This is a genomic window from Streptomyces varsoviensis, assembly GCF_000718635.1.
In the GTDB taxonomy this organism is placed as follows: domain Bacteria; phylum Actinomycetota; class Actinomycetes; order Streptomycetales; family Streptomycetaceae; genus Streptomyces; species Streptomyces varsoviensis.
Window position 1 is genome coordinate 173,315 of record NZ_JOBF01000007.1, and the last position, 23,946, is coordinate 197,260.

Genomic DNA, 23,946 nt, shown 5'->3' on the forward strand with positions numbered 1-23,946 from the left:
GGTCAGCCCCTCGACCCGCCGGGCGCCGTGCCCCCGCTGGAGGCGGCCGCCGCGCAGGGGCCGTGCGGGCGGGTACGGGCGGTGGAGTACAGGTGGCTGTCGCGGAACTGCTCGGCGCCGAGGGAGCGGCCGACGAGGATGACGGCGGTGCGGACCACGCCCGCAGCCTTCACCTGGCCCGCGATGTCGGCGAGGGTGCCGCGCAGGACGAGTTCGTCGGGGCGGCTGGCCATGGCGACGACGGCGGCCGGGCAGTCGGGGCCGTAGTGCGGCAGGAGCTGATCGACGATGCGGTCGACGTAGCGGGCCCCGAGGTGCAGGACGAGGAGGGCGCGGCTGCGGCCGAGGGTGGCGAGGTCCTCGCCGTCCGGCATGGGGGTGGCCTGCTGGGCGATGCGGGTGAGGACGACGGTCTGGCCGACGGTCGGCACGGTCAGCTCGCGGTTGAGCGCGGCGGCGGCCGCGGCGAACGCGGGCACGCCGGGCACCACCTCGTACGGGACCCCCGCCGCGTCCAGGCGCCGCATCTGCTCGGCGACGGCGCTGAAGACCGACGGGTCGCCGGAGTGCAGCCGCGCCACGTCCTCGCCCGCCTCGTGCGCCCGTACGAGCTGCTCGACGATCTGGTCGAGGTTGAGCTGCGCGGTGTCGATGAGCCGGGCGTCGGCGGGGCAGTCGGCGAGCAGTTCGCGCGGGACGAGGCTGCCCGCGTACAGGCAGACCCGGCAGCGGGCCAGGGTCCGCGCGCCGCGGACCGTGATCAGGTCGGCGGCGCCGGGGCCCGCGCCGATGAAGTACACCGTCATCGTTCTTCTCCTCGATCGGCACTCTCGACAGCCGGGGCCGGCGGTCCGGACTTGACCGCCGCCCATTGTGTGACGGGCATGGCCTGCCGCCACCCCGTGAACCCGCCCACCGGCACGGCGTGCGCGACGGCGATGCGGACCAGCTCGCCGCCGCGGCGCCGGTGCCAGTCGGCGAGCAGCGCCTCGGACTCCAGGGTGACCGTGTTGGCGACGATCCGGCCGCCCGGCCGCAGCGCGTCCCAGCACGCGTCGAGCACGCCGGGCGCGGTCAGGCCGCCGCCGATGAACACGGCGTCCGGCGTGGGCAGTTCGGCGAGCGAGGCCGGCGCGGGGCCGGTGACGACGCGCAGTCCGGGGACGCCGAGCGTGTGGGCGTTGTGCTCGATGCGCCGGGCCCGTACGGGGTCCCGCTCGACGCTGACGGCCCGGCAGCTCCGGTGGGCGCGCATCCATTCGATGCCTATGGAGCCGGCGCCGCCGCCGACGTCCCATAGCAGTTCGCCGGGGGCGGGGGCCAGCGCGGCGAGCGTCGCGGCCCGCACGTGACGTTTGGTCAACTGACCGTCGTGCTCGTACGAATGATCCGGCAGCCCGGGGGTGAGCGCGAGCCGCGCCGTCTTCGCCGCGGACTCGGGGGTGGTCTCGGCGGCGCGGCAGTCCACCGCGACGATGTTGAGCGCGTCGCCCGGCGGGTGCGGCCAGCCCTCCGCGGCGCCCTCGGTGACGTGCTCGTCCGCGCCGCCGAGCCGCGCCAGTACGCGCAGCCGGCTCGGCCCGAATCCCCGGTCCCGCAGCAGGGCGGCGACCTCGGCGGGCGTGCCGGCCCCGGCGCTGAGCACGAGCAGCCGGCGGCCCGGGTACAGGGCCGCCGAGAGCGTCGCGGCGGGCCGCCCGACCAGGCTGAGCACCTCGGTCTCCTCCACCGCCCAGCCGAGCCGGGCGCAGGCGTACGAGACGGAGGACGGGTGCGGCAGGACCCGCAGCCGGCCGGTGCCCAGCACCTCGGTCAGCGTGCGGCCGATGCCGAAGAACATGGGGTCGCCGCTGGCCAGCACGGTGACGCGGCGTCCGGCGTGGCGTTCGATGAGCCCGCGCACGGCGGGCCGCAGCGGCGAGGGCCAGGCCACCCGCTCCCCCGGGCACTCGCCGGGCGGCAGGAGGCCGAGCTGGCGGGGCCCGCCGATGAGGACGTCGGCGGCGCGGAGGGTTTCCTGGGAGGCTGGGGCGAGGCCGGGCCAGCCGTCGGCGCCGATGCCCACGACCGTCACGGGTACCGCGCCGGGGGTCGTCTCGGGCGGTGGCGGCGGAACGGGGGTCACGGGGGCGTACCTCGGAGATCGGCGAAGGGCCCGCGGCGAACGGGCGGACAGACGGACGGGCGGATGAACGGGCGGAGGGCGGGCGACGAGATGGTGAGGATCGTGAGGTTGGCGAGGGGGACGGGATGGTGACGGACGGCGAGATGGTTCAGGACGGCGGGCGAACACGCAAGAGCGCCGCGGCAACGGCGCGAGAATGGCTGGTGCGGGTGGGACGGCTCGGGGCGGCGGAGGGCGCCGGCACTGCGCAGGGTGTGCCGACGACCACGGACAGGTAGGAGAATGGGCAGGTCAGGACGGGTGCCGCGGCAGGCGGCAGGAGCGGCAACGAACTCTACTGACCTGTGGCGTGCCGGTCGCGGCCGGGACCGGCCAGAGTTCCGGTTGCGTACAATTCGCAGGTACAGATCAATTGCGGGAGGCAGTGGCGTGGGGCGTTCACCGGTGGTGCTGGGAATCGAGTCGTCCTGCGACGAGACCGGAGCCGGTCTGGTCCAGGACGGTGTGCTGCTGGGCCACGCTGTCGCGTCCAGTATGGACGAGCACGCGCGGTTCGGCGGCGTGGTACCGGAGATCGCGGCGCGCGCCCATGTGCACGCGGCCGCCCCGGTCGTACGGGCGGCCCTCGCCGAGGCGGGGCTGGAGATGGCCGACATCGGCGCCGTGGCCGTCACCACCGGCCCCGGTCTGTCGGGCGCCCTTCAGGTCGGCGTCGCCGCCGCCAAGGGCTTCGCCTACTCGCTGGGCGTGCCGCTGTACGGCGTGCACCACCTCGCGGGCCATGTGGCGGCCGACACCCTGGAGCACGGCCCGCTGCCCGACCCGTGCATGGTGCTGATCGTCTCCGGCGGCCACACCTCGCTGCTGCTCGTACGGGACCTGGCGCGCGATCCGATCGTGCACCTCGGCGACACGCTCGACGACGCGGCCGGCGAGTGCTTCGACAAGGTCGCGCGCGTCTTCGGGCTGCCCTACCCCGGCGGTCCGGCCGTCGACCGGGCGGCCCGTACGGGCGACCCGCGCGCCGTCGCCTTCCCGCGCCCGCTGACCGGGCCGCGCGACGACAAGTACGCCTTCTCCTTCTCCGGCCTGAAGACCGCCGCGGCCCGCTGGGCGGAGCAGCACCGGGCGAGCGGCCGGCCGCTGCCCGTCGAGGACGGCGCGGCCTCCCTCCAGGAGGCGGTCGCGGACGTGCTCACCAAGAAGGCCGTCGCCGCCTGCCGGGACCACGGCGTGGACACCCTCGTGGTGGTCGGCGGCGTGGCCGCCAACTCGCGCGTACGGGAGATGGCCCAGCAGCGGTGCGATGCCGCGGGGATCACCCTGCGGGTGCCGCCGCTGCGGCTGTGCACCGACAACGGCGCGATGATCGCCGCGGTCGGCGACCTGCTGGTGCGCGCGGGCGCCGAGCCCGCGCCGCTCGACGTGTCCATCGACCCGTCGGCACCGTTGGAGTACGCGGCGCTGCACCCCGTGAACGGCACGGCCAAGACCGCGAAGACCGCCAAGGCGGCGCGGGCGGCGAGGGCGGCGAAGGCCGCCCGTACGACCAGCGCCGCCTGACCACCCTCCCGAGCCCCTCGGAGCCCGACTTGCGTACCGCCGACATCCGCAGCCGTTTCCTCGACTTCTTCGCCGAGCGGGGCCACACCGTGGTCCCGAGCGCCCCACTGCCCACCCCGGACCCCACGCTGCTCTTCGTCAACGCGGGCATGGTCCCCTTCAAGCCGTATCTGGCGGGCGAGGCGCAGCCGCCGTGGCCGCGGGCGACGAGCGTCCAGAAGTGCGTGCGGACGCTGGACATCGAGGAGGTGGGCCGCACCACCCGGCACGGCTCGTTCTTCCAGATGAACGGCAACTTCTCGTTCGGCGACTACTTCAAGGAAGAGGCCATCGGCTTCGCCTGGGCGCTGTCCACCACGCCCGTCGCGCAGGGGGGCTACGGGCTCGACCCGGACCGCATCTGGGCGACGGTGCACCATTCCGACGCGGAGGCCGCCGAGATCTGGCGGCGCGTCGCGGGGCTGCCGCCGGAGCGGATCGTCGAGCGCGGCGACGAGGACAACTTCTGGTCCATGGGCGTGCCCGGCCCGTGCGGCCCCTGCTCGGAGATGTATTACGACCGCGGCCCCGAGCTGGGCCGCGCGGGCGGGCCGGCCGTGGACGAGGACCGGTACATGGAGTTCTGGAACCTCGTCTTCATGCAGTACGAGCGCGGCGAGGGCGCCGGCAAGTCCGGCTACCCGATCCTCGGCGAACTTCCCCGCCGCAACATCGACACCGGCATGGGCCTGGAGCGCATGGCGACGCTCCTGCAAGGCGTCGACAACCTGTACGAGATCGACGAGACCCGGCCCGTCCTCGACCGCGCCGCCGAGCTGACCGGCTCGCGCTACGGCGCCGACGCGCAGGCGGATGTGCGGCTGCGGGTCGTCGCCGACCATGTGCGCACCGCCCTGATGCTGCTGGGCGACGGCACGGCCCCCGGCAACGAGGGCCGCGGGTATGTGCTGCGGCGCATCCTGCGCCGGGCCGTGCGCTCGGTGCGGCTGCTGGGCTACCAGGACCCGGCGCTGCCGGAGCTGCTGCCGGTGGCCCGCGACTGCATGGCGCCGAGCTACCCGGAGGTCGCCGAGGAGTTCGACCGCATCGCGCAGCAGGCGTACGCGGAGGAGGACGCGTTCCGTTCGACGCTGCGTCAGGGCACGACGGTGCTGGACGCGGCCGTCGCCAAGGTCAAGGAGTCCGGCGGGCACTCGCTGCCGGGCGCGCAGGCGTTCCTGCTGCACGACACCTACGGCTTCCCCGTCGAGCTGACGCTGGAGATGGCCGAGGAGCAGGGCGTCGAGGTGGACCGCGAGGGGTTCACGGCGCTGATGACCGAACAGCGCGAGCGCGCCCGTGCCGACGCGCGGGCCCGCAAGTCCGGTGTCAGCGCCGACACTTCGGCCTTCCGCACCATCCTCGACGCGAACGGCCCCACCGACTGGCGCGCCTGGGAGACCCTCCAGACGGATTCCCGCGTCCTGGCCGTGCTCGGCGCGGACGGCTCGCTGCCGGTCGTACGGACCGGGGAGATCGCCACCGTGGTGCTGGACCGCACCCCGTTCTACGCGGAGTCCGGCGGCCAGGAGAGCGACGCGGGGCTGCTGACCGGGGCGTCGGTGGAGGCCGAGGTGCTGGACGTACAGCGCCCCCTGCCGGGGCTGGTGGTCCATCAGGTCCGGGTCACGGCGGGCGAGTTGGCGACCGGTGACGCCGTACGGGCCGCCGTCGACCCGGAGTGGCGGCTCGGCGCCCGGCAGGCGCACTCCGGCACGCACGTCCTGCACGCCGCGCTGCGCCAGGTGCTCGGCCCGACCGCGCTCCAGGCCGGTTCGTACAACCGGCCCGGCTCGCTGCGGCTGGACTTCCCCTGGCGCGGCGCGCTCGGCCCGAGCGCCCGCAGCGAGGTGGAGGAGGCGGCCAATCGCGCCCTGCGGCGCGATCTGCCGGTGGACGTGAAGTGGATGACCCTGCCCGAGGCCAAGGAGCTCGGGGCGCTCGCCCTCTTCGGCGAGACGTACGGGGAGCGGGTGCGGGTCGTCGAGATCGGCGGCGCGTGGTCGCGCGAACTGTGCGGCGGCACGCATGTCGAGCACGCCTCGCAGGTCGGGCTCATCGCCCTGACCGGCGAGTCGTCGGTCGGCGCGGGCATGCGCCGCCTGGAGGCCGCCGTCGGCGTCGAGGGCTTCGGCTACCTCGCCCGCGAACGGGACCTGGTGGCCCGCCTCGCCGAGCAGCTCCAGGCGCCGCGCGCCCAGTTGCCCGACCGGGTCGCCTCGCTCCTGGACCGGCTCAAGGCCGCCGACCAGCGTGCCGAGGATCTGCACCGGCGGGCCGCGCTCGGCCGCGCCGCCGAGTTGGCGGCCGCCGCCGGGGATGTCCACGGGACGCTCGCGGTCACCGCCACCACGGACGGCGACGGCTCCGATGCCCGTACCCTCGCGACGGCCGTACGCGATCGGCTGCCGGGCGAGCGCCCCGGCGTGGCCGCGATCGGGGCGACGGCGGGGGGCAAGGCGGTGGTGGTCGTGGCCGTGAACGCAGCGGGGCGCGCCGCCGGGTTGTCCGCCGCCACCCTCGTCAAGGGGCTCCTCGACGGACGCGGCGGCGGCAACGACGAGACCGCCCAAGGCGGCGGCCTCCCCTCCGACCGCCTAGGCACCGCGCTGGCCGGCTTGCCGGCCTTGCTGTCCACCCCCTGACCACGGCGGTCGCCCGCGGACCGTGGGTGGCTACTCGCGCAGTTCCCCGCGCCCCTGAGGCCCGTGGTCTCCAGCGCTGTCGGCCGCCTGCGGGCCGCAGGGGATTGCTCGCGCAGTTCCCCGCGCCCCTAAGGGCCGTGGGCCCTACCGCCGCCGATCACCTGCGGACCGCAGCCGATTGACAAGGCCCGCCCCCTCAGGGGCGCGGGGAACTGCGCGACCAGCCACTGACGGCCTGCAGCGGACCAACCATGCTTCGCCCCCAGGGGCGCGGGGAACTGCGCGACGAGCCACCCACGGCCCGCGGCCGACCGACAGCGTCACGCCACCCCAGGGGCGCGGGGAACTGCGCGGCCGGCTGGGGACGGCGCGGGTTATTGGGGGGACGGGGCGCCGGCAAGGCGTTGGCGAAGGGTGGCGGCGAATTCTTCGGCGCGGGACAACTGCGTACGCAGCTTCGTGACGCGTTCGGCGGCGGCCCGCTCGAACCCGCCGACAAGCTCCAGCAGCGCGCAGCGCTCGTCGTCGGAGAGCGCGTCGCCGGAGTCGAGGCGATCGGTGGCCGCGAGGAGGTCGCGCATCTCCTCCAGCGTGAAGCCGAGCGGCTTCATGCGGCGGATGACCATGAGCCGGGCGACATCGGCCTCGGTGTAGAGGCGGAAGCCGCCCTGGGAGCGGGCGGAGGGGACGACGAGTCCGGTCTCCTCGTAGTGCCGGATGGTACGGAGCGACAGCTCGGTCCGCTCGGCGACCTCGCCGATCTGCATGTGCTTGCCGTCCACGCCCTGCCCCTGGCCCTCTCGTTCCGATGCCGCCACGACTCTACCCTTACGTTAGGGTAGAGTTGCCGAGCGCCCGAGGCCGCCGCGTGACGCGCAGGTCCATGATGCACGGCGCCCCCACCCCCTTCCCAGCCCGACAGGTTCCCCCTTGCCCTCTTCCGCCCCGTCCCCCTCCGCGTGGTCGCGCCGCGCCCGTACGTACCGGCTGTCGCCGAAGGCCCTGCGCACCGAGGTGCTGGCGGGCCTGGTGGTGGCGCTCGCGCTGATCCCCGAGGCGATCTCCTTCTCCGTCATCGCGGGCGTCGATCCGAGCATCGGCCTGTTCGCCTCGTTCACGATGGCCGTCACCATCTCCGTCGTCGGCGGGCGTCCGGCGATGATCTCGGCCGCGACCGGCGCCGTGGCCCTTGTGATCGCCCCGGTCAACCGTGAGCACGGGTTCGGCTACCTGGTCGCGACCGTGATCCTGGCCGGTGTCCTCCAGATCGCCCTCGGCGCGCTCGGCGTCGCGAAGCTGATGCGGTTCGTGCCCCGCCCGGTGATGGTCGGCTTCGTCAACGCGCTGGCCGTGCTGATCTTCCTGGCGCAGGTGCCGGAGCTGCGGGACGTACCGTGGCCGGTCTATCCGCTGGTGATCGGCGGGCTGGCGCTGATGGTGCTCTTCCCCCGGGTCACCAAGGCGGTGCCGGCGCCGCTGGTCTCCATCGCCATCCTCACCGCCATCACGGTGGCCGCGGGCATCGCCGTGCCGACGGTCGGCGACAAGGGCGAGCTGCCCTCGGCGCTGCCGGTGCCGGGGCTGCCGGACGTGCCGTTCACGCTCGACACGCTGACGACGATCGCCCCGTACGCCCTGGCGATGGCGCTGGTCGGGCTGATGGAGTCGCTGATGACGGCCAAGCTGGTCGACGACATCACCGACACCCGTTCCGACAAGACCCGCGAGTCCGTGGGCCAGGGCGTCGCCAACATCGTGACGGGTTTCTTCGGCGGCATGGGCGGCTGCGCCATGATCGGCCAGACGATGATCAACGTACGGGTCTCCGGCGCCCGTACCCGCCTGTCGACCTTCCTCGCCGGGGCCTTCCTGATGGTCCTGTGCATCGTGTTCGGCCCGGTCGTCTCCGACATCCCGATGGCCGCGCTGGTGGCCGTCATGGTCATGGTCTCGGTCGCCACGTTCGACTGGCGCTCCATCGCCCCGAAGACCCTCAAGCGGCTGCCCGCCGGGGAGACCGCCGTGATGGCCGTGACGGTCGGCTGCGTGGTGGCCACGCACAACCTCGCGATCGGCGTGGTCGTGGGGACGCTCGTCGCCATGGCGCTCTTCGCCCGGCGCGTGGCCCGCTCGACCGCCGTCACCTCGGTCGCCGACCCGGACGGCGGGCGGGTCGTGTACGCGGTGACCGGTGAACTCTTCTTCGCCTCGGCCAACGACGTGGTGGACCGGTTCGACTACGCGGGCGACCCGGACTCGGCCGTCATCGACCTGTCGGGCACGCGCGTCTGGGACACCTCCGCCATGTCCGCGCTGGACGCCGTCGCCGCCAAGTACGCGCGGCGCGGCAAGAGCGTCGAGTTCACCGGCCTGGGCGAGGCCGGCGCCCGGATGCGGGAACGGCTCGGCGGAGAGCTCGTCGGCCACTGACTCAGCCGCTCAGGGGCGCGCCCCGGCCGCACGGTCGGGCCGCGCTCACCAAGCGGACGGCGCGTAGTCCTTGAGGAAGCAGCCGTACAGGTCCTCGCCCTGCTCGCCGCGGACGATGGGGTCGTAGACGCGGGCCGCGCCGTCGACCAGGTCCAGCGGGGCGTGGAAGCCGTCCGCCGCCAGCCGGACCTTGTCGGGGTGCGGGCGCTCGTCGGTGATCCAGCCGGTGTCGACGGCGGTCATGAGGATGCCGTCGGTCTCCAGCATCTCCTGGGCGCTGGTGCGGGTGAGCATGTTCAGGGCGGCCTTGGCCATGTTGGTGTGCGGGTGGCCCGCGCCCTTGTAGCCGCGGCTGAACTGGCCCTCCATCGCGGAGACGTTCACCACGTACTTGCGGCGCGCCGCGGCCGCGGCCATCGCCGGGCGCAACCGGCTCACCAGCACGAACGGCGCCGTCACATTGCACAACTGCACTTCCAGCAGCTCCACCGGGTCGACCTCGTTCACCCGCTGGATCCAACTGTTCGTCGCGTCGAGGTCCGGTACGAGCCCGCCCGCGTCGATCGCCGTCCCCGCCTCGACCCGCGCGAGCGACGCGGACCCGCTGGTCAGCGCCAGATCGGTGAGGGCCTGCGGGGTCAGCGCGTCGTGTCCGGCGATGGCCGGGCCGGGCAGCTCGGGCTGCGCGCCGCTGCCGAACGCCCCGAAGACGACGGAACGCGGCAGTTCGCCCGCGGGCAACGGCCCCGCCTCGGCGTTGATCAGCTCGCGGTACGCCTGCGGGGAGCGCCGTACGGTCTGCGCGGCGTTGTTGATCAGGATGTCCAGCGGGCCGTCCGCGCTCACGTCGTCGGCGAGCGCCACGACCTGCGCGGGGTCGCGCAGATCGATGCCGACGATCTTGAGCCGGTGCAGCCAGTCCCCGCTGTCCTCCATCGCCTTGAACCGCCGGATGGCGTCGTTCGGGAACCGCGTGGTGATCGTGGTGTGCGCGCCGTCGCGCAGCAGCCGCAGCGCGATATACATGCCGATCTTGGCCCGGCCGCCGGTCAGCAGCGCGCGCCGGCCGGTGAGATCCGTACGGGCGTCGCGGCGTGCCCGGTTCTGGGCCGCGCAGTCACGGCACAACTGGTGGTAGAAGGCGTCCACCTCGACGTAGCGCGTCTTGCAGATGTAGCAGGAGCGCGGGCGCTCCAGGATGCCGACGATCTCCGCGGCCGAGCTGGCCGCCAGCGGTATGCCGCGCGTCTCGTCGTCGATGCGGTCGGCGGCTCCGGTGGCCGTGGCCTCCGTGACCGCCTTGTCGTGCGCGGTCTTCGCGGCCCGGCGCTCCTGGCGGCGGCGCTGCTTGACCGTGCGGTAGATGCCGGAGGTGGCACGGCGGATCGTGATGGCGTCGGGGTGGTCCACGGGCAGCCCGTCGAGCTCGGCCAGGACGCTCAGGCAGATGGCCATGCGCTCCGCGGCTATGCCGGTCCCGTGTGCGTCCGTGCCATCCATGCCGCCGGGCCGTGGGTCACCGGCCTGGGCCGGGATCGCGGGCTCCCCCGCCGGTACCGGGTGCTCGGCCGCCTGACCGGCCCTGTTCTCTTCAGTGACCGTCATCGCCGGTGCCGTTTCCCACTCTGTCCGTCTGTTCCGTCCGGGCCACGGCCCGGTTCAACCCTCAGCAGAACTTTACTTGACGTTCTGGGCCAGGCTGCGGATCAGCCCTTCTGACCGAGGTCTCTCCCCAGGCCGTACGTCCGTACCGCCGTCCCCGCGAAGACCGCCGCGCGTTCGGCCGGCCCGAGGGCGGAGGTCAGTTCCCGGGCCGCCGCCAGCACCTCGGCGTAGGAGGCGGCGAGGCGGCAGACCGGCCAGTCGGAGCCGAACATCAACCGGTCGGGGCCGAAGGCGTCGAGCACGGTGTCGGCGTACGGGCGCAGGTCGTCGACCGTCCAGGTCCGCCAGTCGGCCTCGGTGACCATGCCGGAGAGCTTGCAGACCGTGTTGGGCAGGACGGCGAGCCCGCGCACGGCCTCCGACCAGGGCCGCAGCCCGCCGATGGCGATGGGCGGCTTGCCGAGGTGGTCGAGGACGAAGGTGAGCCCCGGCAGGGCCGCGGCGGCGGCCCGGGCGGCCGGCAACTGGTGGTCGAGGACGACGAGGTCGTACGCGAGCCCGGCCGCGGCGACCGCCGCCAGCCCCCGCAGCACCTCGGGGCGGAGCAGCCACTCGGGGTCCGCCTCGCCCTGGACCTGGTGCCGGATGGCGACCAGCCGGTCGCCGCCGGGCAGCTCGCGCAGGGCGGCGAGGGCGTCGGCGACATCGGGCGCGGTGAGGTCCGTCCAGCCGACGACCCCGGCGATGAGTGCGTCGTCCGCCGCGAGCGCGAGCAGTTCCGGGGTCTCCTCGGCCACCGTGACCGTCTGGACGACGACGCTCGCGGTGACGCCGGCGGCCGCCGCCTCGGGCCGGAGGTCGGCGGCGGCGAAGTTCCGCCGCAGCGGGGCCATGCGGTCTCCGGCGATCCAGTCCTGGTCCCGGACCGTCAGGTCCCAGACGTGGTGGTGCGCGTCCACGATCCCGTTCGGGAGCGCGTCCGCGGGGCCCGTACGCGGTGTGGTCATGGCGTCACAGCTCCCATACGACGGGCAGCCCGGCGGCGGCCCCGTCCGGCGAGTAGTCGTGGGCGGTCTCCAGCAGCTCGCCCATCCGCGCCTGCCAGGCGACGTTGACCGGCAGGTTCTCCAGCTCCGCGAGCAGCCGCGGATAGTCGGGGCACTCGATGACGTGGAAGAGGTCGGTGCCGCTGCGCCAGATGGTCCACGCGGTGGCACCGGCGGCCCGGATGGCCGCCACCAGCTCGGCGGGCACCTCACGGTGCGCCGCCTCGTACTCCTCGATCCGCTCAGCGCGGACCGTGGTGTGCAGGGCGATCCTCATGGCAGCTCCTGGATCGATGGGTGGTGTACGGACGTACGCAGCGCCCTGAAGGGGCGCGGGGAACTGCGCGAGCAACCCCCTGCGGCCCGCAGACGAACAACTGCGACGGAGACCACGGGCCCGAGGGGCGCGGGGAACTGCGCGAGCACCCCCCTGCGGCCCGCAGACGAGCAACTGCGGCGGAGACCACGAACCCCAGGGGCGCGGGGAACTGCGCGAGCAACCCTCGGCGGCCCGCAGACGAACAACCGCGGCGGAGACCACGGACCCCAGGGGCGCGGGGAACTGCGCGACCGGCCACGACGCACCCGCTGACGGACTGCATGCCTGACCAGCGGGGGCGCGTCCCGTACGTACGAGGGCACGGCCAGCATCCAGCGGCGACGGCTAACCCCCCTCCCCCGCCGGCGCCGAAGCCGGCACCGGCACCCCCTCCGGCAGCAGCCCGCTCCCCCGCAGCTCGGCCCAGAACCCCGCGGGCAGCGCCCGGCGCAGCAGTTCCGCGCCGTCGCGGACCTCGCCCGCCGATCGGGCGCCGAGCAGGACGCTCGCGACGGCGGGGTGGCCGAACGGGAAGTGCAGGGCGGCGGCGCGCAGCGGTATGCCGTGCCGTTCGGCCACGGTGCGCGCGGCGAGCGCCCGGTCCAGTACGGGCCGGGGCGCGGCCTCGTAGTCGTACCGGGCACCGGGGCGCGGGTCGGCGAGCAGCCCGGAGTTGAAGACGCCGCCGGCCACCACGCTCTTGCCGCGCGCCGCCGCCTCGGGGAGCAGTTCCGTGAGCCCGCTCTGGTCGAGGAGGGTGTAGCGGCCGGCGAGGAGCACCGCGTCGACGTCGGTGTCGCGCAGGAAGCGGGTGAGCGGCGCGGCGTGGTTCATGCCCGCGCCGATCGCCCCGACGACGCCTTCGGCGCGGAGCCGTTCCATGGCCGGGTAGGCCTGGTCGAGCGCCTGCGGGAGGTGGTCGTCGGGGTCGTGGAGGTACAGGATGTCGACGCGGTCCAGGCCGAGCCGGTCGAGGCTGGCCTCGACGGAGCGCAGCACGCCGTCGGCGCTGAAGTCCCAGACCCGGCGGTGGGTGGCGGGGACGGCGAAGCCGCCCGCGGTGTCCTCGCCCACCGCGCCGGGGTCGGCCGCCAGCAGCCGGCCGACCTTGGTGGAGACGGTGTACTCGGCGCGGGGTCGGTCGCGCAGGGCGGCGCCGAGGCGGCGTTCGGAGAGGCCGAGGCCGTAGTGCGGGGCGGTGTCGAAGTAGCGCAGGCCCGCTTCCCAGGCGGCGTCGACGGCCGCCCGGGCGTCGGCGTCGCTGACGGGGGTGTAGAGGTTGCCGATGCCGGCCGCGCCGAAGGACAGCTCGGTGACGCGGACGGTGCCGCGGCCGAGGGTGCGGGACCTCACCGCGCGGCCGGGCGCAGCCGCAGTCCCTGCATTCCGCCATCGACGGCGAGGGCCGTGCCGGTGACGGATGCGGCGGCTGGGCTCGCCAAGTAGGCGATGGCGGCGGCGACTTCATCGGCCGTCACCAGACGGCCCATCGGCTGACGTGCTTTCAGGGCGGCGCGTTCGGCCTCGGGATCGTCGGCCGCGTCGAGCAGTCGGCCGACCCAGGGGGTGTCGGCGGTGCCGGGGTTCACGCAGTTGACGCGGATGCCCTCGCGGACGTGGTCGGCGGCCATGGCGAGGGTCAGCGAGAGGACCGCGCCCTTGCTCGCCGAGTACAGGGCGCGCTGCGGCAGCCCGGCGGTGGCGGCGATGGAGCAGGTGTTGACGATCGCGGCGTGCGCGGAGCGCCGCAGGTGCGGCAGGGCGGCCCGGCTCGTGCGGACGACGCCCATGACGTTGACGTCCAGGACGCGGCGCCATTCCTCGTCGTCGTTGTCGGCCACGGTCCCGGCGGCGCCGATGCCGGCGTTGTTGACCAGGATGTCGAGGGCGCCGAGGTCGGTGGTGGCGGCGTGGACCGCGGCGCGTACGGACGTGTCGTCGGCGACGTCCGCCGCGTATCCCGGCAGTTTCGCCTCCTCGGCCGCCGTGGGGTCGAGGTCGAGCACGGCGACGCGGGCGCCGCGCTCGGCGAGGAGCCGGGCCGTGGCCAGCCCGATGCCCGAACCGCCGCCCGTGACAAGGGCGTTGAGGCCCTGGAATTCCGTCATGCCACTGCTCCTTCTGATCCGTCGTCTCCGTCGTCGTCTTTCGTCGCCCGGTCGGCGGCCCAGAATTCGCCATCCGGGTAGCTGTACCGGGCGATGGACTCGGGCCGCATGGTGGCCGAGAAGCCGGGGGCGAGCGGCGCGCCGTAGTGGCCGTCGCGGATGTGCACGGGTTCGGTGAAGTGCTCGTGGAGGTGGCCGACGTACTCGATGACTCGGTCCTCGGTGGTGCCGGAGAGCGCCACGTAGTCGAACATCGACAGGTGCTGTACCAGCTCGCAGAGGCCGACGCCGCCCGCGTGCGGGCAGACGGGGACGCCGTACTCGGCGGCGAGCAGCAGGATGGCGAGGTTCTCGTTGACGCCGCCGACGCGGGCCGCGTCGATCTGGAGGACGTCGAGCGCGTCGGCCTGGAGCAACTGCTTGAAGACGACGCGGTTCTGCACGTGTTCGCCGGTGGCGACCTTCACGGGGGCGACGGCGCGGCGGACGGCGGCGTGACCGAGCACGTCGTCGGGGCTGGTGGGCTCCTCGATCCAGTAGGGGTCGAACTCCGCGAGCGCGTTGGTCCACTCGATGGCCTCGCGCACGTTCCACCGCTGGTTGGCGTCGATGGCGATGCGGACGCCGGGGCCGACGGCGGCGCGTGCGGCCCGCATCCGGCGGATGTCGTCGTGGAGGTCGGCGCCGACCTTGAGTTTGATCTGGGTGAAGCCGTCGGCGACGGCCTGCCGGGCGAGGCGGGTGAGTTTCTCGTCGGGGTAGCCGAGCCAGCCGGGCGAGGTGGTGTAGCCGGGGTAGCCGCGGGCGAGCAGCCGCTCGGTGCGTTCGGCGGCTCCGGCGCGGCCGCGCCGCAGGAGGCGGAGGGCGTTCTCGGGGGTGAGCGCGTCGGTGATGTAGCGGAAGTCGACCTGGGAGACGAGCCATTCGGGTTCGGCGTCGGCGAGCAGTTGCCACAGCGGGAGGCCGGCGCGTTTGGCGGCGAGGTCCCAGGCGGCGTTGACGACCGCGCCGATCGCCATGTGCATCACGCCCTTCTCGGGCCCCAGCCACCGCAGTTGGCTGTCGCCGGTGAGGTCGCGGGCGAGGGAGCCGGGGTCGGCGCACAGCTCGTCGACGGGCCGGCCGACGACGTGGGCACGGAGCGCGCCGATCGCCGCGACCTGTACGTCGTTGCCGCGGCCGATGGTGAAGGTGAAGCCGTGCCCCTCGGCGCCGTCGGCCGCGTCGGTGCGGAGCACGAGGTAGGCGGCGGAGTAGTCGGGGTCCGGGTTCATCGCGTCCGAACCGTCGAGCTCCCGCGAGGTGGGGAACCGGATGTCGTACGTGTCGAGCGCGGTGACGCGCGGGACAGTTGAGGACACGGTGGGCCTCTCAGGGTCGGGCGGAGGACCGTCGCCGGCCGCCGGGCTCTTCGTGGTCGTTGTCGTCGAGGTAGTGAGGGGCGATGGCGTGGTCGGGGCGGTCGGGGCGGTCGGGTCCGCCTGGGCGGGGCACGGGCGCTCAGTCCTGGGCTCGGCCGGTGGTCACTCGGGCGATCATGAGGGCGATGAGGATGATGCCGCCATAGATGGCCTGGATCCAGAAGGACGGTACCTGGGCGAGGGTCAGCAGGTTCTGTACGACGCCGAGCAGCAGCACGCCGGTGAGGGCGCCGAACATGGTGCCTTTGCCGCCGTCGAGGCTGATGCCGCCGATGACCGCGGCGGCGAAGACCGTGAAGATCATGTTCTGGCCCTGGTTGGCGTTGATCGCGCCGACGTAGCCCGTCTGGATCAGCCCGCCCACGGAGGCCAGGATTCCGGCGACGATGTAGACGCCGAGCATGATTCGCTGCACGCGGATGCCGGCGGCGGCCGCGGCGTCCGGGTTGCCCCCTATGGCGTACAGGGCACGCCCCCAGCGGTGGTACTTGAGCATGAAGCCCGCCGCGCCGAAGCAGCCCGCGGCCAGCCAGACCGAGAGCGGGATGGTGAGGAACGTGCTGGTGGCCAGGGTGTAGAAGGCGTCCGGCATGCCGAAGAGGGTCTTGCCCTTGGTCGCGCCGACGAGCAGGCCGCGCAGCACGATCAGCATGGCCAGGGTGACGATGAAGGCGTTGAGCCGCAGCTTGACGACGAGGACGCCGTTGAACGCGCCGATGGCCGCGCCGACGACGACGATGGCGAGCAGGGCCGCGCCGGCCGGCCACCGGGTGCCGAAACCGGCCTGGGCGGCGGGCAGGACGAGCAGCGCGCCGAGGGCGGGGGCGATGCCGACGACGGACTCCAGGGACAGGTCGAACTTGCCGGTGATCAGCACCAGGGACTCGGCGAGCACCACCATGGCGAGGGCCGCGGACGCGCCGAGGATGGAGATGATGTTCCGCTCGGTGAGGAACGAGTCGTTGAGCAGCGCGCCGAGTACGAGCATCAGGATGAGGGCGGGTACGAGCGCCAACTCGCGTGCTCTGCGCAGCAGTACGGACCTGCCGCCGGTCCGGCCGCGGTCGGCGGCGGCGCGGTCGCCGAGCGCGTCCGAGGCCGACGGGGCCTTGGTGTCAGCCACGGTCCACTCCTTCACTTCCGTCGATGGTTCCGCCGGCCCCCGCGTCCCTGTCGACCCCGGAGCCGTCTTCGCTCCCGTCCATCCCGTCGCCCCCGTCCATCCCATCGCTCCCCTCCATCCCGACGCCCCCGTCCATCCCGTCGACTCCCTCGATCGAGGCGATCAGTTCGTGCTCGTGCCAGCCCGCCGCGAGGTCGGCGACGACGCGGCCGTGGAAGAGCACCAGGACGCGGTCGCAGCGGCGCAGGTCGTCGATCTCGTCGGAGACGACGAGCACGGCGGTGCCGTCCTCGCTGGCGCCGTCCGCGCGGGCGAGCAGCGATTCCTTGGACTTGACGTCCACGCCCGCGGTCGGGTTGATGAGGATGAGCAGCCGCGGGTCGCCGGCCAGGGCGCGGGCCATCACGACTTTCTGGGCGTTGCCGCCGGAGAGGTCGGAGACCGGCTGGTCGGGTCCTTCGGCGTGGATGTCGAGGCGGCGGATGAGGGATCTGGCCAGGGTCCGCCTGCGGGCGGTGGAGACGAAGCCGTACCGGCCGAGGCGGCCGGGGACGCTCATGGTGGCGTTGTCGCCGATGGTCATGGTGGCGACGAGGCCCTGTTCGTGGCGGTCGCGCGGTACGCAGCCGACGCCGGCCGCGAGGGCGGCGGGGACGTCGCCGAAGGGCAGGGGCTCGCCGTCGAGTTCGGCGGTTCCGGAGGTCGGGGTGTGGAGCCCGGCGAGGGATTCGGCGAGTTGCACCTTGCCGCTCGCACTGCTGCCGGCGAGCCCGACGACCTCGCCCTGACGGATGGTGAGATCCACGGATTCGTACGCCTGGCTGGTGAGTTGACGTACCGCCAGGCGTACGGGCGCGTCCTCGGCGGCGGTGCCGGCGAGGGTGCGGGTGGCCGCGGTACGGGCGGCGGGGGCGGACTCGCCCGCCATGGCCTCGACGAGGGCGGCGCGCGGGAGGTCGGCGACGGGGGCGGTGGTGATCCAGCGGGCGTCGCGGAGCACGGTGACGGTCTGGCAGACCTCGTAGACCTCTTGGAGGTGGTGCGAGATGAACAGGAAGGTGACGCCGGACGCCTGGAGGGCGCGCATCCGGGTGAAGAGCCGTTCTATCTCGCGGTTGTCGAGCTGGGCGGTGGGTTCGTCGAGGACGATGAAGCGGGCGCCGAAGGACAGGGCGCGGGCGATCTCGACCATCTGCCGGTCCTCGACCTTGAGGTCGGCGGTGCGGGCGCCGGGGTCGACGCGCACGTCCCAGGCGTCGAGCAGCGCGGCGGCCTCGGTGCGCAGCCGCCGCCAGTCGATGACGCCGCGCCGGGTCGGCTGACGGTTGATGAAGAGGTTCTCGGCGACGGTGAGTTCGGGTACGACGGTGGGCTTCTGGTAGACGCAGGCGACCTTGGCGCGCCAGGCGTCGCGGTCGGAGAGGGGTGGCGCGCTCTCGCCGTCGAAGGCGATGGTGCCCGCGTCGGGCGGCTGGAGGCCGGTGAGGAGGGAGACGAGGGTGGACTTGCCGGCGCCGTTGCGGCCGACCAGGGCGTGTGATTCGCCGGGCAGTACGGTCAGCCGTCCGTCGCGCAGGGCGACGGTCGGCCCGTAGCGCTTGGTGATGCCGGCGGCCTCGACCAGGGGGCGCGCGGCCGGGGCGGCGCTCATCCGGCCGTGTTGACGGTGTTGCCCCACAGCTTCTTGTCGTCCACGTTCTCCTTGGTGACCAGTGGGGTGGGGAGCTGGTCCTCCAGGATGCCGCTGGGCAGCTTGACGATCGTGGAGTCGTGGTCGGTGGGGCCGGGCTGGAAGGCCTTCCCGGCCATGGCGGCCTTGATGTAGTACATGCCGTACTTGGCGTAGGCGTCGGCGGGCTGGGAGAGGGTGGCGTCGATCTCGCCCTTGCGGATCGCGTCGAACTCCTGCGGTATGCCGTCGTTGGAGACGATCGTGATGTGGCCGCTGGTGCCGGCCTTCTTGAGCATGCCCTTGCTCTTGAGGGTCTGGAGGGTGGGGGCGAGGTACACGCCGCCCGCCTGGAGGTAGATGCCCTTGATGTCGGGGTTGGCGTTGAGCACGGTGTCGAGCTTGGCGGCCGCGGTGTCGGACTCCCATTTGGCGGGGATCTCCACCACCTTGGCCTTGGGGAACCTCTGTTTCATGCAGGTGCGGAACGCCTCGGAGCGCTCGCGACCGTTGACCGAGGCGAGGTCGCCCATGATCTGCACGACCTTGCCGGAGGGCTGCTGCTTGCCGAGGTATTCGCAGGCCCGCGTCCCGTAGGCGACGTTGTCGGCGCGTACGACCATGGCGACCTTGCCCTTCTCGGGGGCGACATCGACGGCGACGACGGGGACGCCCTTGCGCTCGGCCTGGTCGAGGCCGGCGGCGATGGCGGCGCTGTCGAGGGGGGCGACGACGAGGCCGTGTACGCCCTGGTTGAGCTGGTTGTTGATGTCGGTGATCTGCTGGGCCGAGTCGCTGTTGGAGTTGACGGTCTTGAGGGCGTCGACGCTCTCGGCCTTGGCCATCTTGGGCACGTAGTCGTTGTAGGACTGCCAGAACGGCGAGGTCAGCAGCGGCACGATCACTCCGACCTTTCCGCCGCCGCCCTTGCCGCCGCCCCCGCCGGACGCGGTGTCCTTCGTGCTGCCGCACGCCGTGAGCGCCAGTGCGGCGCAGGCCGCCATAGCCATCGCGCGCACGGCCCGCGTGCTCAACCTCGCCTGCCTACCGCTCATCTGACGGCTCCTCACCAAGGAAAGCGCTGGGGGGTACGGCCCGGTTGCCGGCACCGGCCGCGCCGAATATTTATCAGACCTCTTGGCGAGCACAACACCCCTCGTACCGCGATTTCCTCGACTTGAAGGAGTATTGGTCGGATCACTTGCGTGGATAGACTGCCGCGACACGGACGCCGGGAGGGGAACCATGGAGGACATCACGCCCCCCAAGGGGACAGTGACGCAGCGCGCGATCGAGCAGATCAAGGCGATGATCGCGGGGGGCCTGCTGGAGGCCGGCCAGCGGCTGCCCACCGAGCGCGAGTTCGCGGCCCAGCTCGGCATCTCCCGGTCCTCGATGCGGGAGGCGATCCGCGCGCTGACCGTCCTCGGCGTGCTGGAGGCCCGGCACGGCTCGGGGATCTACGTCACCAAGCTGGAGACCGGCGATCTGCTGGAGACGTTCGGGGTGGTCGCGCAGATCTCGCGGGGCCCGCGGCTGGTGGAGCTGATGGAGGTGCGGCGCATCCTGGAGTCCACGGCGACCGCGCTGGCCGCGGCCCGCATCACCGACGAACAGCTCGCCGTCGTGGCACAGCATCTCCAGGCGATGAACGCGACGGAGGACCCGGAGGAGATCCTCGCCGCCGACCTCGCCTTTCACCGGGCGATCTGCCTCGCGGCGGGCAATGACTCGCTGGCCGCCATCGTGGAGGGCCTGTCCTCCCGCACCTTCCGGGCCCGTGTGTGGCGCGGCTACCAGCAGGAGGGGGCGTACGACCGTACGCGCAAGGAGCACGCCCGTATCCACCGGGCGCTGGTGGACCGCGACCCGGAGGCGGCCCGGGTGGCCGCGGCGGCGCACGTCGGCGAGGTGGAGGAGTGGCTGCGCGGCCAACTGGACTCCACGGCCTGAGCGTTACGGGCGCGGCGCGCCGGCGGGCCCGGGCGCGCGCGACGAGGGCGTTACGGCCACGGGCCCGGGGATGCGCGACGCCCCCGCGGAGGAGTAGGCGCGGGGGCGTCGCGGTCTTGGGGTGTTGAGGTGCTACAAAACGTGCCGCGCCGTCAGCAGGTCTGCCACAGCCGGGTCATGACGCGGACTCCGAAGCGCAGCCCGTCCAGCGGGACGCGCTCGTCCACGCCGTGGAAGAGGCGCCCGTAGTCCAGGTCGTGCGGGAGCTTGAGGCCCTTGAAGCCGAAGCAGCGGATGCCCAGCTTGCTGAACGCCTTGGCGTCCGTACCGCCGGGGTTGCAGTACGGGACGGGGTGGCCGTCGGGGTCCTCGGCGCGTACGGCCGCGCACATGGCGTCGACCAGGGGGCCCTCGAAGGGGGTCTCCATGCCGATGTCGTGGTTGACCCACTCGCGGCGGACCGAGGGCAGCAGGAGCCCGTCGATGGTGTCGATGAGCTCCTGTTCGTGGCCGGGCAGGAAGCGGCCGTCGACGCGCGCGGTGGCCTTGCCGGGGATCACGTTGGTCTGGTAGCCGGCCTGGAACATGGTCGGGTTGGCCGAGTTGCGGAGCACGACCTGCATGAAGTCGGCGACCGGGCCGAGCTTGGCCAGGCTGCCCTCGATGTCGTTCTCGTCGAAGTCGACGCCGTAGAGGCGGGCGGCCTCGGCGAGCAGTTCGCGGACGGGCTCGATCAGCCGGATGGGGAAGGTGTGGCGGCCGATGCGGGTGAGGGATTCGGCGAGGTCGGTGACGGCGTTCTCGTCGTTGGGCGAGGAGCCGTGCCCGGCCCGGCCGCTCGCGGTGAGCTCCATCCAGGCCATGCCGCGCTGGGCGTTCTCGATCGGGTAGAGGCGGCGGTCGTCGTCGAGGGCGAAGGAGAAGCCGCCGCCCTCGCCGATCGCCTCGGTGACGCCCTCGAACAGCTCGGGCCGGTGCTCGACCAGCCAGTGGCCGCCGAACTTGCCGCCCGCCTCCTCGTCCGCGAGGAAGGCCAGCACCAGGTCGCGGGAGGGGACGGTGCCCGTACGGGCGAAGTGCCGGGCGGTGGCGAGCATCACCGCGACGGTGTCCTTCATGTCGATCGCGCCGCGGCCCCACAGATAGCCGTCGCGGATCTCGCCGGAGAACGGCGGTACCTGCCATTCGGCGGCGTCGGCCGGTACGACGTCGAGGTGGCCGTGGACGAGGAGGGCGCCGCGCGTGGGGTCGCCGCCGGCGATGCGGGCGATGACGTTGGCCCGGCCGGGGGCGCTCTCGATCAGCTCGGAGTCGATGCCGGCCTCGGCGAGCTTGGCGCGGACCCAGTCGGCGCAGGCGCGCTCGTCGCTGGTGGGGTTGGAGGTGTCGAACCGGATCAGCTCCTGGCAGAGGCCGACGACCTCCTCCTCGGCGAAGGTGTGCTGGGTGTCGGTGGTGTTCATGCCGCTCCCATGGGGGTTGCTTCGCGGGCGTCGGGAAGGCTGGTGTCCCCGTCGTCCAGGGTGGAGGTGCCGTAGCTCCTGATCCAGCCGAGGCCGCCGAGCACGCAGTACAGGACGAAGGCGGTGAGCAGGGAGTTCAGCGCGGGGATGCCCGCGGTGACGAACTTGCCGACGCAGAACGCGGCGGCCCAGATCACCAGGGACATCGGCACCCAGGTGGGCGCGGACGCGGGCAGCGTCTCGGCCGCGCGGGTGGCGTCCAGCGGCTTGCGCAGCCGGCGCACCACCCAGTACTCGGCCACGATGATGCCGCCGATGGGCGGGATCGCGACGCCGAGGGTGGAGAGGAACTCGGTGAAGTGCTCCATGACCCCGACGGCGGAGAGCAGGGTGCCGACGATGCCGAGGCCGACGGTGACGACGCCGCGGTGCAGCCGCTTGCCGAAGACGACCTGGAAGAAGTTGACGATGCCGAGCGAGGAGCCGTACAGGTTCCAGTCGTTGATCTTCGCGGTGGACAGGATGACCACGATCGCGCCGACCGCGCCCGAGGTGGAGAGCACGATGTGGGTGACGTCGCTGCTCTTGACCAGGTGGCCGAGGAGCACGCCGATCATGCCGACGATGTACTCGGAGAGGATCATGGAGGAGGCGCTCTGCACAAAGACGTGCGAGCCCTTCTTGTTGTAGCGCGTCATCTCGGGGGCGACGATCGCGCCGGTCATATAGCCGCCGGCGATGGCGGTGGCGGCGACCGCGAGCGGCAGGTGCTCGCCCGGCGGCGGGGCGCTGATCAGCTCGGAGACCGAGTGGTCCATGAGCGTGGTGGTGACGGACCAGGCGATCAGGGCGAAGAAGAGCGGAGTGGCGATCTTCGCGAGCAGCGCCATGTACTTGAAGCCGAAGATCACCAGGGCGGTGATGGCGATGCCGGCGACGGCGCACCACAGCGCGGACGGGCCGCCGACGAGGGCGGCGACGCTGTTGCCGAAGATCGTGTTCTGGACGCCGAACCAGCCCACCAGGCTGACCGCGATGACCAGGCTGACCAGTGCGGAGCCGTTGCGGCCGAAGCCGATCCAGCGGGTGAGCAGCGGGGTGGCCAGGCCCTCGCGCATGCCGGCCAGGCCGATGGCGAAGATCACGATTTCGAGGATGACCGCGCCCAGCGTGAAGGCGAGGAACGCCTTGCCGAAGGTCATGCCGACGCCGATGGTGGCGCCCAGGGTGAACTGGGAGAGCGAGCCGGACTGGCCCAGCCACTGGAGCAGCATGGTCCAGAAGCCGAATCGTTCGGTGCGCGGGACGCGGGACAGCGCGTAGTCGTCGCTGCCCACCGCCTTCGTGTCAGTAGCTGCCATCAGGACTCCTGTGCTCTGCCGAGGGTCTGGAGGTGTGCGAGGGACCCGTAGCGGCCCACGAGGTTGTCGAACTCCACCTCGTCGTGGAAGTCCAGCCGGTCCTCGCCGTACGCCTTGGCGACCTCGATGGCGTACCGGGCGGCGGTGGCGATGTCGCTCTCGTGGCTGGCGCCGGTGGCGCAGCCCGGGACCGCGGCGGCCGAGGTGATCGCGAGCCCCACGACGGGGGCGGCGGTGGCCGTGGCGGGCTGCAGAATCGAATTGATGTGATGTACACCGTTACCGTACGGCGTGATGTCCTGCGTGGTCACGGGGTAGGTGACCAAGGGCTCACCGGAGACGACGGCCAGCAGCTCGCCGAGTTGGTCGGCGACGCGCAGCACCCAGCCCTCCTTGACGGTGGGCGACAGCGCCAGGCCCCGGTGGTTGATGATGCGGTTGCCCTTGGTGGTGTCGATGGAGAGGACCGCCTCCATCTCGTCCGTGACCTCGTGCCGGTTCATGGTCGCGATGTCGACGGGCGAGCCCATGAAGGGCACCGGGTCGTGCGGCTCGGTGGGCGCGCTGGGGCAGATGTGCGTGGCCACGATCACATCGCCGGGCAGGGTGTCGCCGCGCCGCCGCATGTCGAGGAGTTTGGCGGCGGCGGCGATGGCCGAGGCGGCGCCGTCCGCGTCGGAGACCATGCCGGTGACCTCCGGGCGGGCGCCGACGCCGCCGAGCCGGCCGACGACGCCGAGCGTACGGGCGCTGCCGCCGCCGCTGCGGCCGGCGCTGCCGGGGATGCGGACGAGCACGAAGTCGGTGGAGCCCCGCTCGCCCTGGACGGTGGTGACCCGCGCGCCCGAGCCCTCGGGGCCGGCGGCGCTGTCGAGGTAGTCCACCACGCTCTTGCCGGAGGCCGAGGGATCATCCAGGAGGTCCACGACATCCAGCACATACTTCAACATCAGCCGCTTCTTTCACTGTTCCGGGCGGGGGTGTTCCCAGCAGATTGAGGTGGGATAGCGTTGAACGCAAGAGTTTCCCGTTATCTGCAATCGAGGTCTGCATGGTGAGATACCCAAGGGGAGCGG

19 protein-coding genes are annotated in these 23,946 nt (G+C 72.9%); 4 read left to right on the top strand and 15 right to left on the bottom strand.

Annotated features, from left to right (window positions below):
• Nucleotides 1-2: 2 nt before the first annotated feature.
• Nucleotides 3-806: a precorrin-4 C(11)-methyltransferase gene (gene cobM, locus IF55_RS13105; protein ID WP_030880125.1), complete on the bottom strand. Its 804-nt coding sequence runs from the start codon at nt 804-806 to the stop codon at nt 3-5.
• Nucleotides 803-2,125, bottom strand: a complete 1,323-nt coding sequence (gene cbiE / locus IF55_RS13110) for a precorrin-6y C5,15-methyltransferase (decarboxylating) subunit CbiE (protein ID WP_078644256.1) — start codon at nt 2,123-2,125, stop codon at nt 803-805. Before cbiE ends, cobM begins: the two co-directional genes overlap by 4 nt.
• A 444-nt stretch (nt 2,126-2,569) precedes the next feature.
• Here cbiE and tsaD point away from each other — a divergent pair, with 444 nt between their 5' ends.
• Together tsaD and alaS are read left to right on the top strand one after the other, a co-directional pair.
• Complete coding sequence (tsaD, locus tag IF55_RS13115) at nt 2,570-3,688, top strand: tRNA (adenosine(37)-N6)-threonylcarbamoyltransferase complex transferase subunit TsaD (protein ID WP_398244350.1); 1,119 nt, start codon at nt 2,570-2,572, stop codon at nt 3,686-3,688.
• A 29-nt stretch (nt 3,689-3,717) separates the two neighbouring features.
• Nucleotides 3,718-6,372 (top strand): alanine--tRNA ligase, encoded by a 2,655-nt coding sequence (gene alaS, locus IF55_RS13120; protein ID WP_030880131.1) that lies wholly within the window; start codon nt 3,718-3,720, stop codon nt 6,370-6,372.
• A gap of 374 nt (nt 6,373-6,746) precedes the next feature.
• Here alaS and IF55_RS13125 read toward each other — a convergent pair whose 3' ends face one another.
• A complete protein-coding gene (locus IF55_RS13125; protein ID WP_030880132.1) occupies nt 6,747-7,154 on the bottom strand; it encodes a MerR family transcriptional regulator in 408 nt (135 codons plus the stop codon).
• Nucleotides 7,155-7,302: 148 nt separating this feature from the next.
• On the opposite strand from IF55_RS13125, the gene IF55_RS13130 reads away from it, so the two are divergent.
• Nucleotides 7,303-8,802 (top strand): SulP family inorganic anion transporter, encoded by a 1,500-nt coding sequence (locus IF55_RS13130; RefSeq protein ID WP_030880134.1) that lies wholly within the window; start codon nt 7,303-7,305, stop codon nt 8,800-8,802.
• 45 nt (nt 8,803-8,847) lie between these two features.
• Here IF55_RS13130 and IF55_RS13135 read toward each other — a convergent pair whose 3' ends face one another.
• From IF55_RS13135 to IF55_RS13175, 9 genes are all read right to left on the bottom strand, one after another.
• Nucleotides 8,848-10,407 (bottom strand): SDR family NAD(P)-dependent oxidoreductase, encoded by a 1,560-nt coding sequence (locus IF55_RS13135; RefSeq protein ID WP_398244287.1) that lies wholly within the window; start codon nt 10,405-10,407, stop codon nt 8,848-8,850.
• 101 nt (nt 10,408-10,508) lie between these two features.
• Nucleotides 10,509-11,414 carry an amidohydrolase family protein gene (locus tag IF55_RS13140; RefSeq protein WP_048831927.1) on the bottom strand — a complete coding sequence of 302 codons (906 nt, stop codon included), beginning with the start codon at nt 11,412-11,414 and terminating at the stop codon, nt 10,509-10,511.
• A 4-nt stretch (nt 11,415-11,418) separates the two neighbouring features.
• Nucleotides 11,419-11,730, bottom strand: coding sequence for an L-rhamnose mutarotase (locus IF55_RS13145; RefSeq protein WP_030880140.1), 312 nt, complete (start codon nt 11,728-11,730; stop codon nt 11,419-11,421).
• A gap of 387 nt (nt 11,731-12,117) precedes the next feature.
• Nucleotides 12,118-13,125: an aldo/keto reductase gene (locus IF55_RS13150; protein ID WP_030880142.1), complete on the bottom strand. Its 1,008-nt coding sequence runs from the start codon at nt 13,123-13,125 to the stop codon at nt 12,118-12,120.
• Entirely contained in the window at nt 13,122-13,880 is a 759-nt protein-coding gene (locus tag IF55_RS13155) for an SDR family NAD(P)-dependent oxidoreductase (protein ID WP_030880144.1), read from the bottom strand. The genes IF55_RS13150 and IF55_RS13155 overlap by 4 nt, the downstream gene beginning before the upstream one ends.
• Nucleotides 13,877-15,241, bottom strand: a complete 1,365-nt coding sequence (locus IF55_RS13160) for an enolase C-terminal domain-like protein (RefSeq protein ID WP_030880146.1) — start codon at nt 15,239-15,241, stop codon at nt 13,877-13,879. Before IF55_RS13160 ends, IF55_RS13155 begins: the two co-directional genes overlap by 4 nt.
• Nucleotides 15,242-15,380: 139 nt before the next feature.
• Nucleotides 15,381-16,424: an ABC transporter permease gene (locus tag IF55_RS13165; protein WP_030880148.1), complete on the bottom strand. Its 1,044-nt coding sequence runs from the start codon at nt 16,422-16,424 to the stop codon at nt 15,381-15,383.
• Nucleotides 16,417-18,075, bottom strand: a complete 1,659-nt coding sequence (locus tag IF55_RS13170; RefSeq protein WP_078644262.1) for a sugar ABC transporter ATP-binding protein — start codon at nt 18,073-18,075, stop codon at nt 16,417-16,419. The genes IF55_RS13165 and IF55_RS13170 overlap by 8 nt, the downstream gene beginning before the upstream one ends.
• Nucleotides 18,072-19,148, bottom strand: coding sequence for a sugar ABC transporter substrate-binding protein (locus IF55_RS13175; protein WP_030880151.1), 1,077 nt, complete (start codon nt 19,146-19,148; stop codon nt 18,072-18,074). The genes IF55_RS13170 and IF55_RS13175 overlap by 4 nt, the downstream gene beginning before the upstream one ends.
• Before the next feature lie 190 nt (nt 19,149-19,338).
• Here IF55_RS13175 and IF55_RS13180 point away from each other — a divergent pair, with 190 nt between their 5' ends.
• Entirely contained in the window at nt 19,339-20,046 is a 708-nt protein-coding gene (locus IF55_RS13180) for a FadR/GntR family transcriptional regulator (protein ID WP_030880154.1), read from the top strand.
• Between the two features lie 152 nt (nt 20,047-20,198).
• Here the strand turns inward: IF55_RS13180 and IF55_RS13185 are convergent, their stop codons facing one another.
• From IF55_RS13185 to IF55_RS13195, 3 genes are read right to left on the bottom strand one after another with little or no spacing between them, the layout of a single operon-like run.
• On the bottom strand, nt 20,199-21,596 hold the full coding sequence (locus IF55_RS13185) for a M20/M25/M40 family metallo-hydrolase (protein ID WP_425428519.1): 1,398 nt from the start codon (nt 21,594-21,596) through the stop codon (nt 20,199-20,201).
• Nucleotides 21,506-22,870: a cytosine permease gene (locus IF55_RS13190; RefSeq protein WP_030880158.1), complete on the bottom strand. Its 1,365-nt coding sequence runs from the start codon at nt 22,868-22,870 to the stop codon at nt 21,506-21,508. Before IF55_RS13190 ends, IF55_RS13185 begins: the two co-directional genes overlap by 91 nt.
• The gene (locus IF55_RS13195; RefSeq protein ID WP_030880161.1) at nt 22,870-23,820 is read right to left on the bottom strand and encodes a DUF1177 domain-containing protein; all 951 of its coding nucleotides are present in this window, start codon (nt 23,818-23,820) and stop codon (nt 22,870-22,872) included. The genes IF55_RS13190 and IF55_RS13195 overlap by 1 nt, the downstream gene beginning before the upstream one ends.
• Between the last annotated feature and the right edge of the window lie 126 nt (nt 23,821-23,946).

Coding starts and splice junctions, on each gene's coding strand:
- cobM (WP_030880125.1), bottom strand. CDS start 806: ATGACGGTGTACTTCATCGGCGCGGGCCCCGGCGCCGCCGACCTGATC.
- IF55_RS13135 (WP_398244287.1), bottom strand. CDS start 10,407: ATGACGGTCACTGAAGAGAACAGGGCCGGTCAGGCGGCCGAGCACCCG.
- IF55_RS13140 (WP_048831927.1), bottom strand. CDS start 11,414: ATGACCACACCGCGTACGGGCCCCGCGGACGCGCTCCCGAACGGGATC.
- IF55_RS13145 (WP_030880140.1), bottom strand. CDS start 11,730: ATGAGGATCGCCCTGCACACCACGGTCCGCGCTGAGCGGATCGAGGAG.
- IF55_RS13155 (WP_030880144.1), bottom strand. CDS start 13,880: ATGACGGAATTCCAGGGCCTCAACGCCCTTGTCACGGGCGGCGGTTCG.
- IF55_RS13170 (WP_078644262.1), bottom strand. CDS start 18,075: ATGAGCGCCGCCCCGGCCGCGCGCCCCCTGGTCGAGGCCGCCGGCATC.
- IF55_RS13175 (WP_030880151.1), bottom strand. CDS start 19,148: ATGAGCGGTAGGCAGGCGAGGTTGAGCACGCGGGCCGTGCGCGCGATG.
- IF55_RS13180 (WP_030880154.1), top strand. CDS start 19,339: ATGGAGGACATCACGCCCCCCAAGGGGACAGTGACGCAGCGCGCGATC.
- IF55_RS13190 (WP_030880158.1), bottom strand. CDS start 22,870: ATGGCAGCTACTGACACGAAGGCGGTGGGCAGCGACGACTACGCGCTG.
- IF55_RS13195 (WP_030880161.1), bottom strand. CDS start 23,820: ATGTTGAAGTATGTGCTGGATGTCGTGGACCTCCTGGATGATCCCTCG.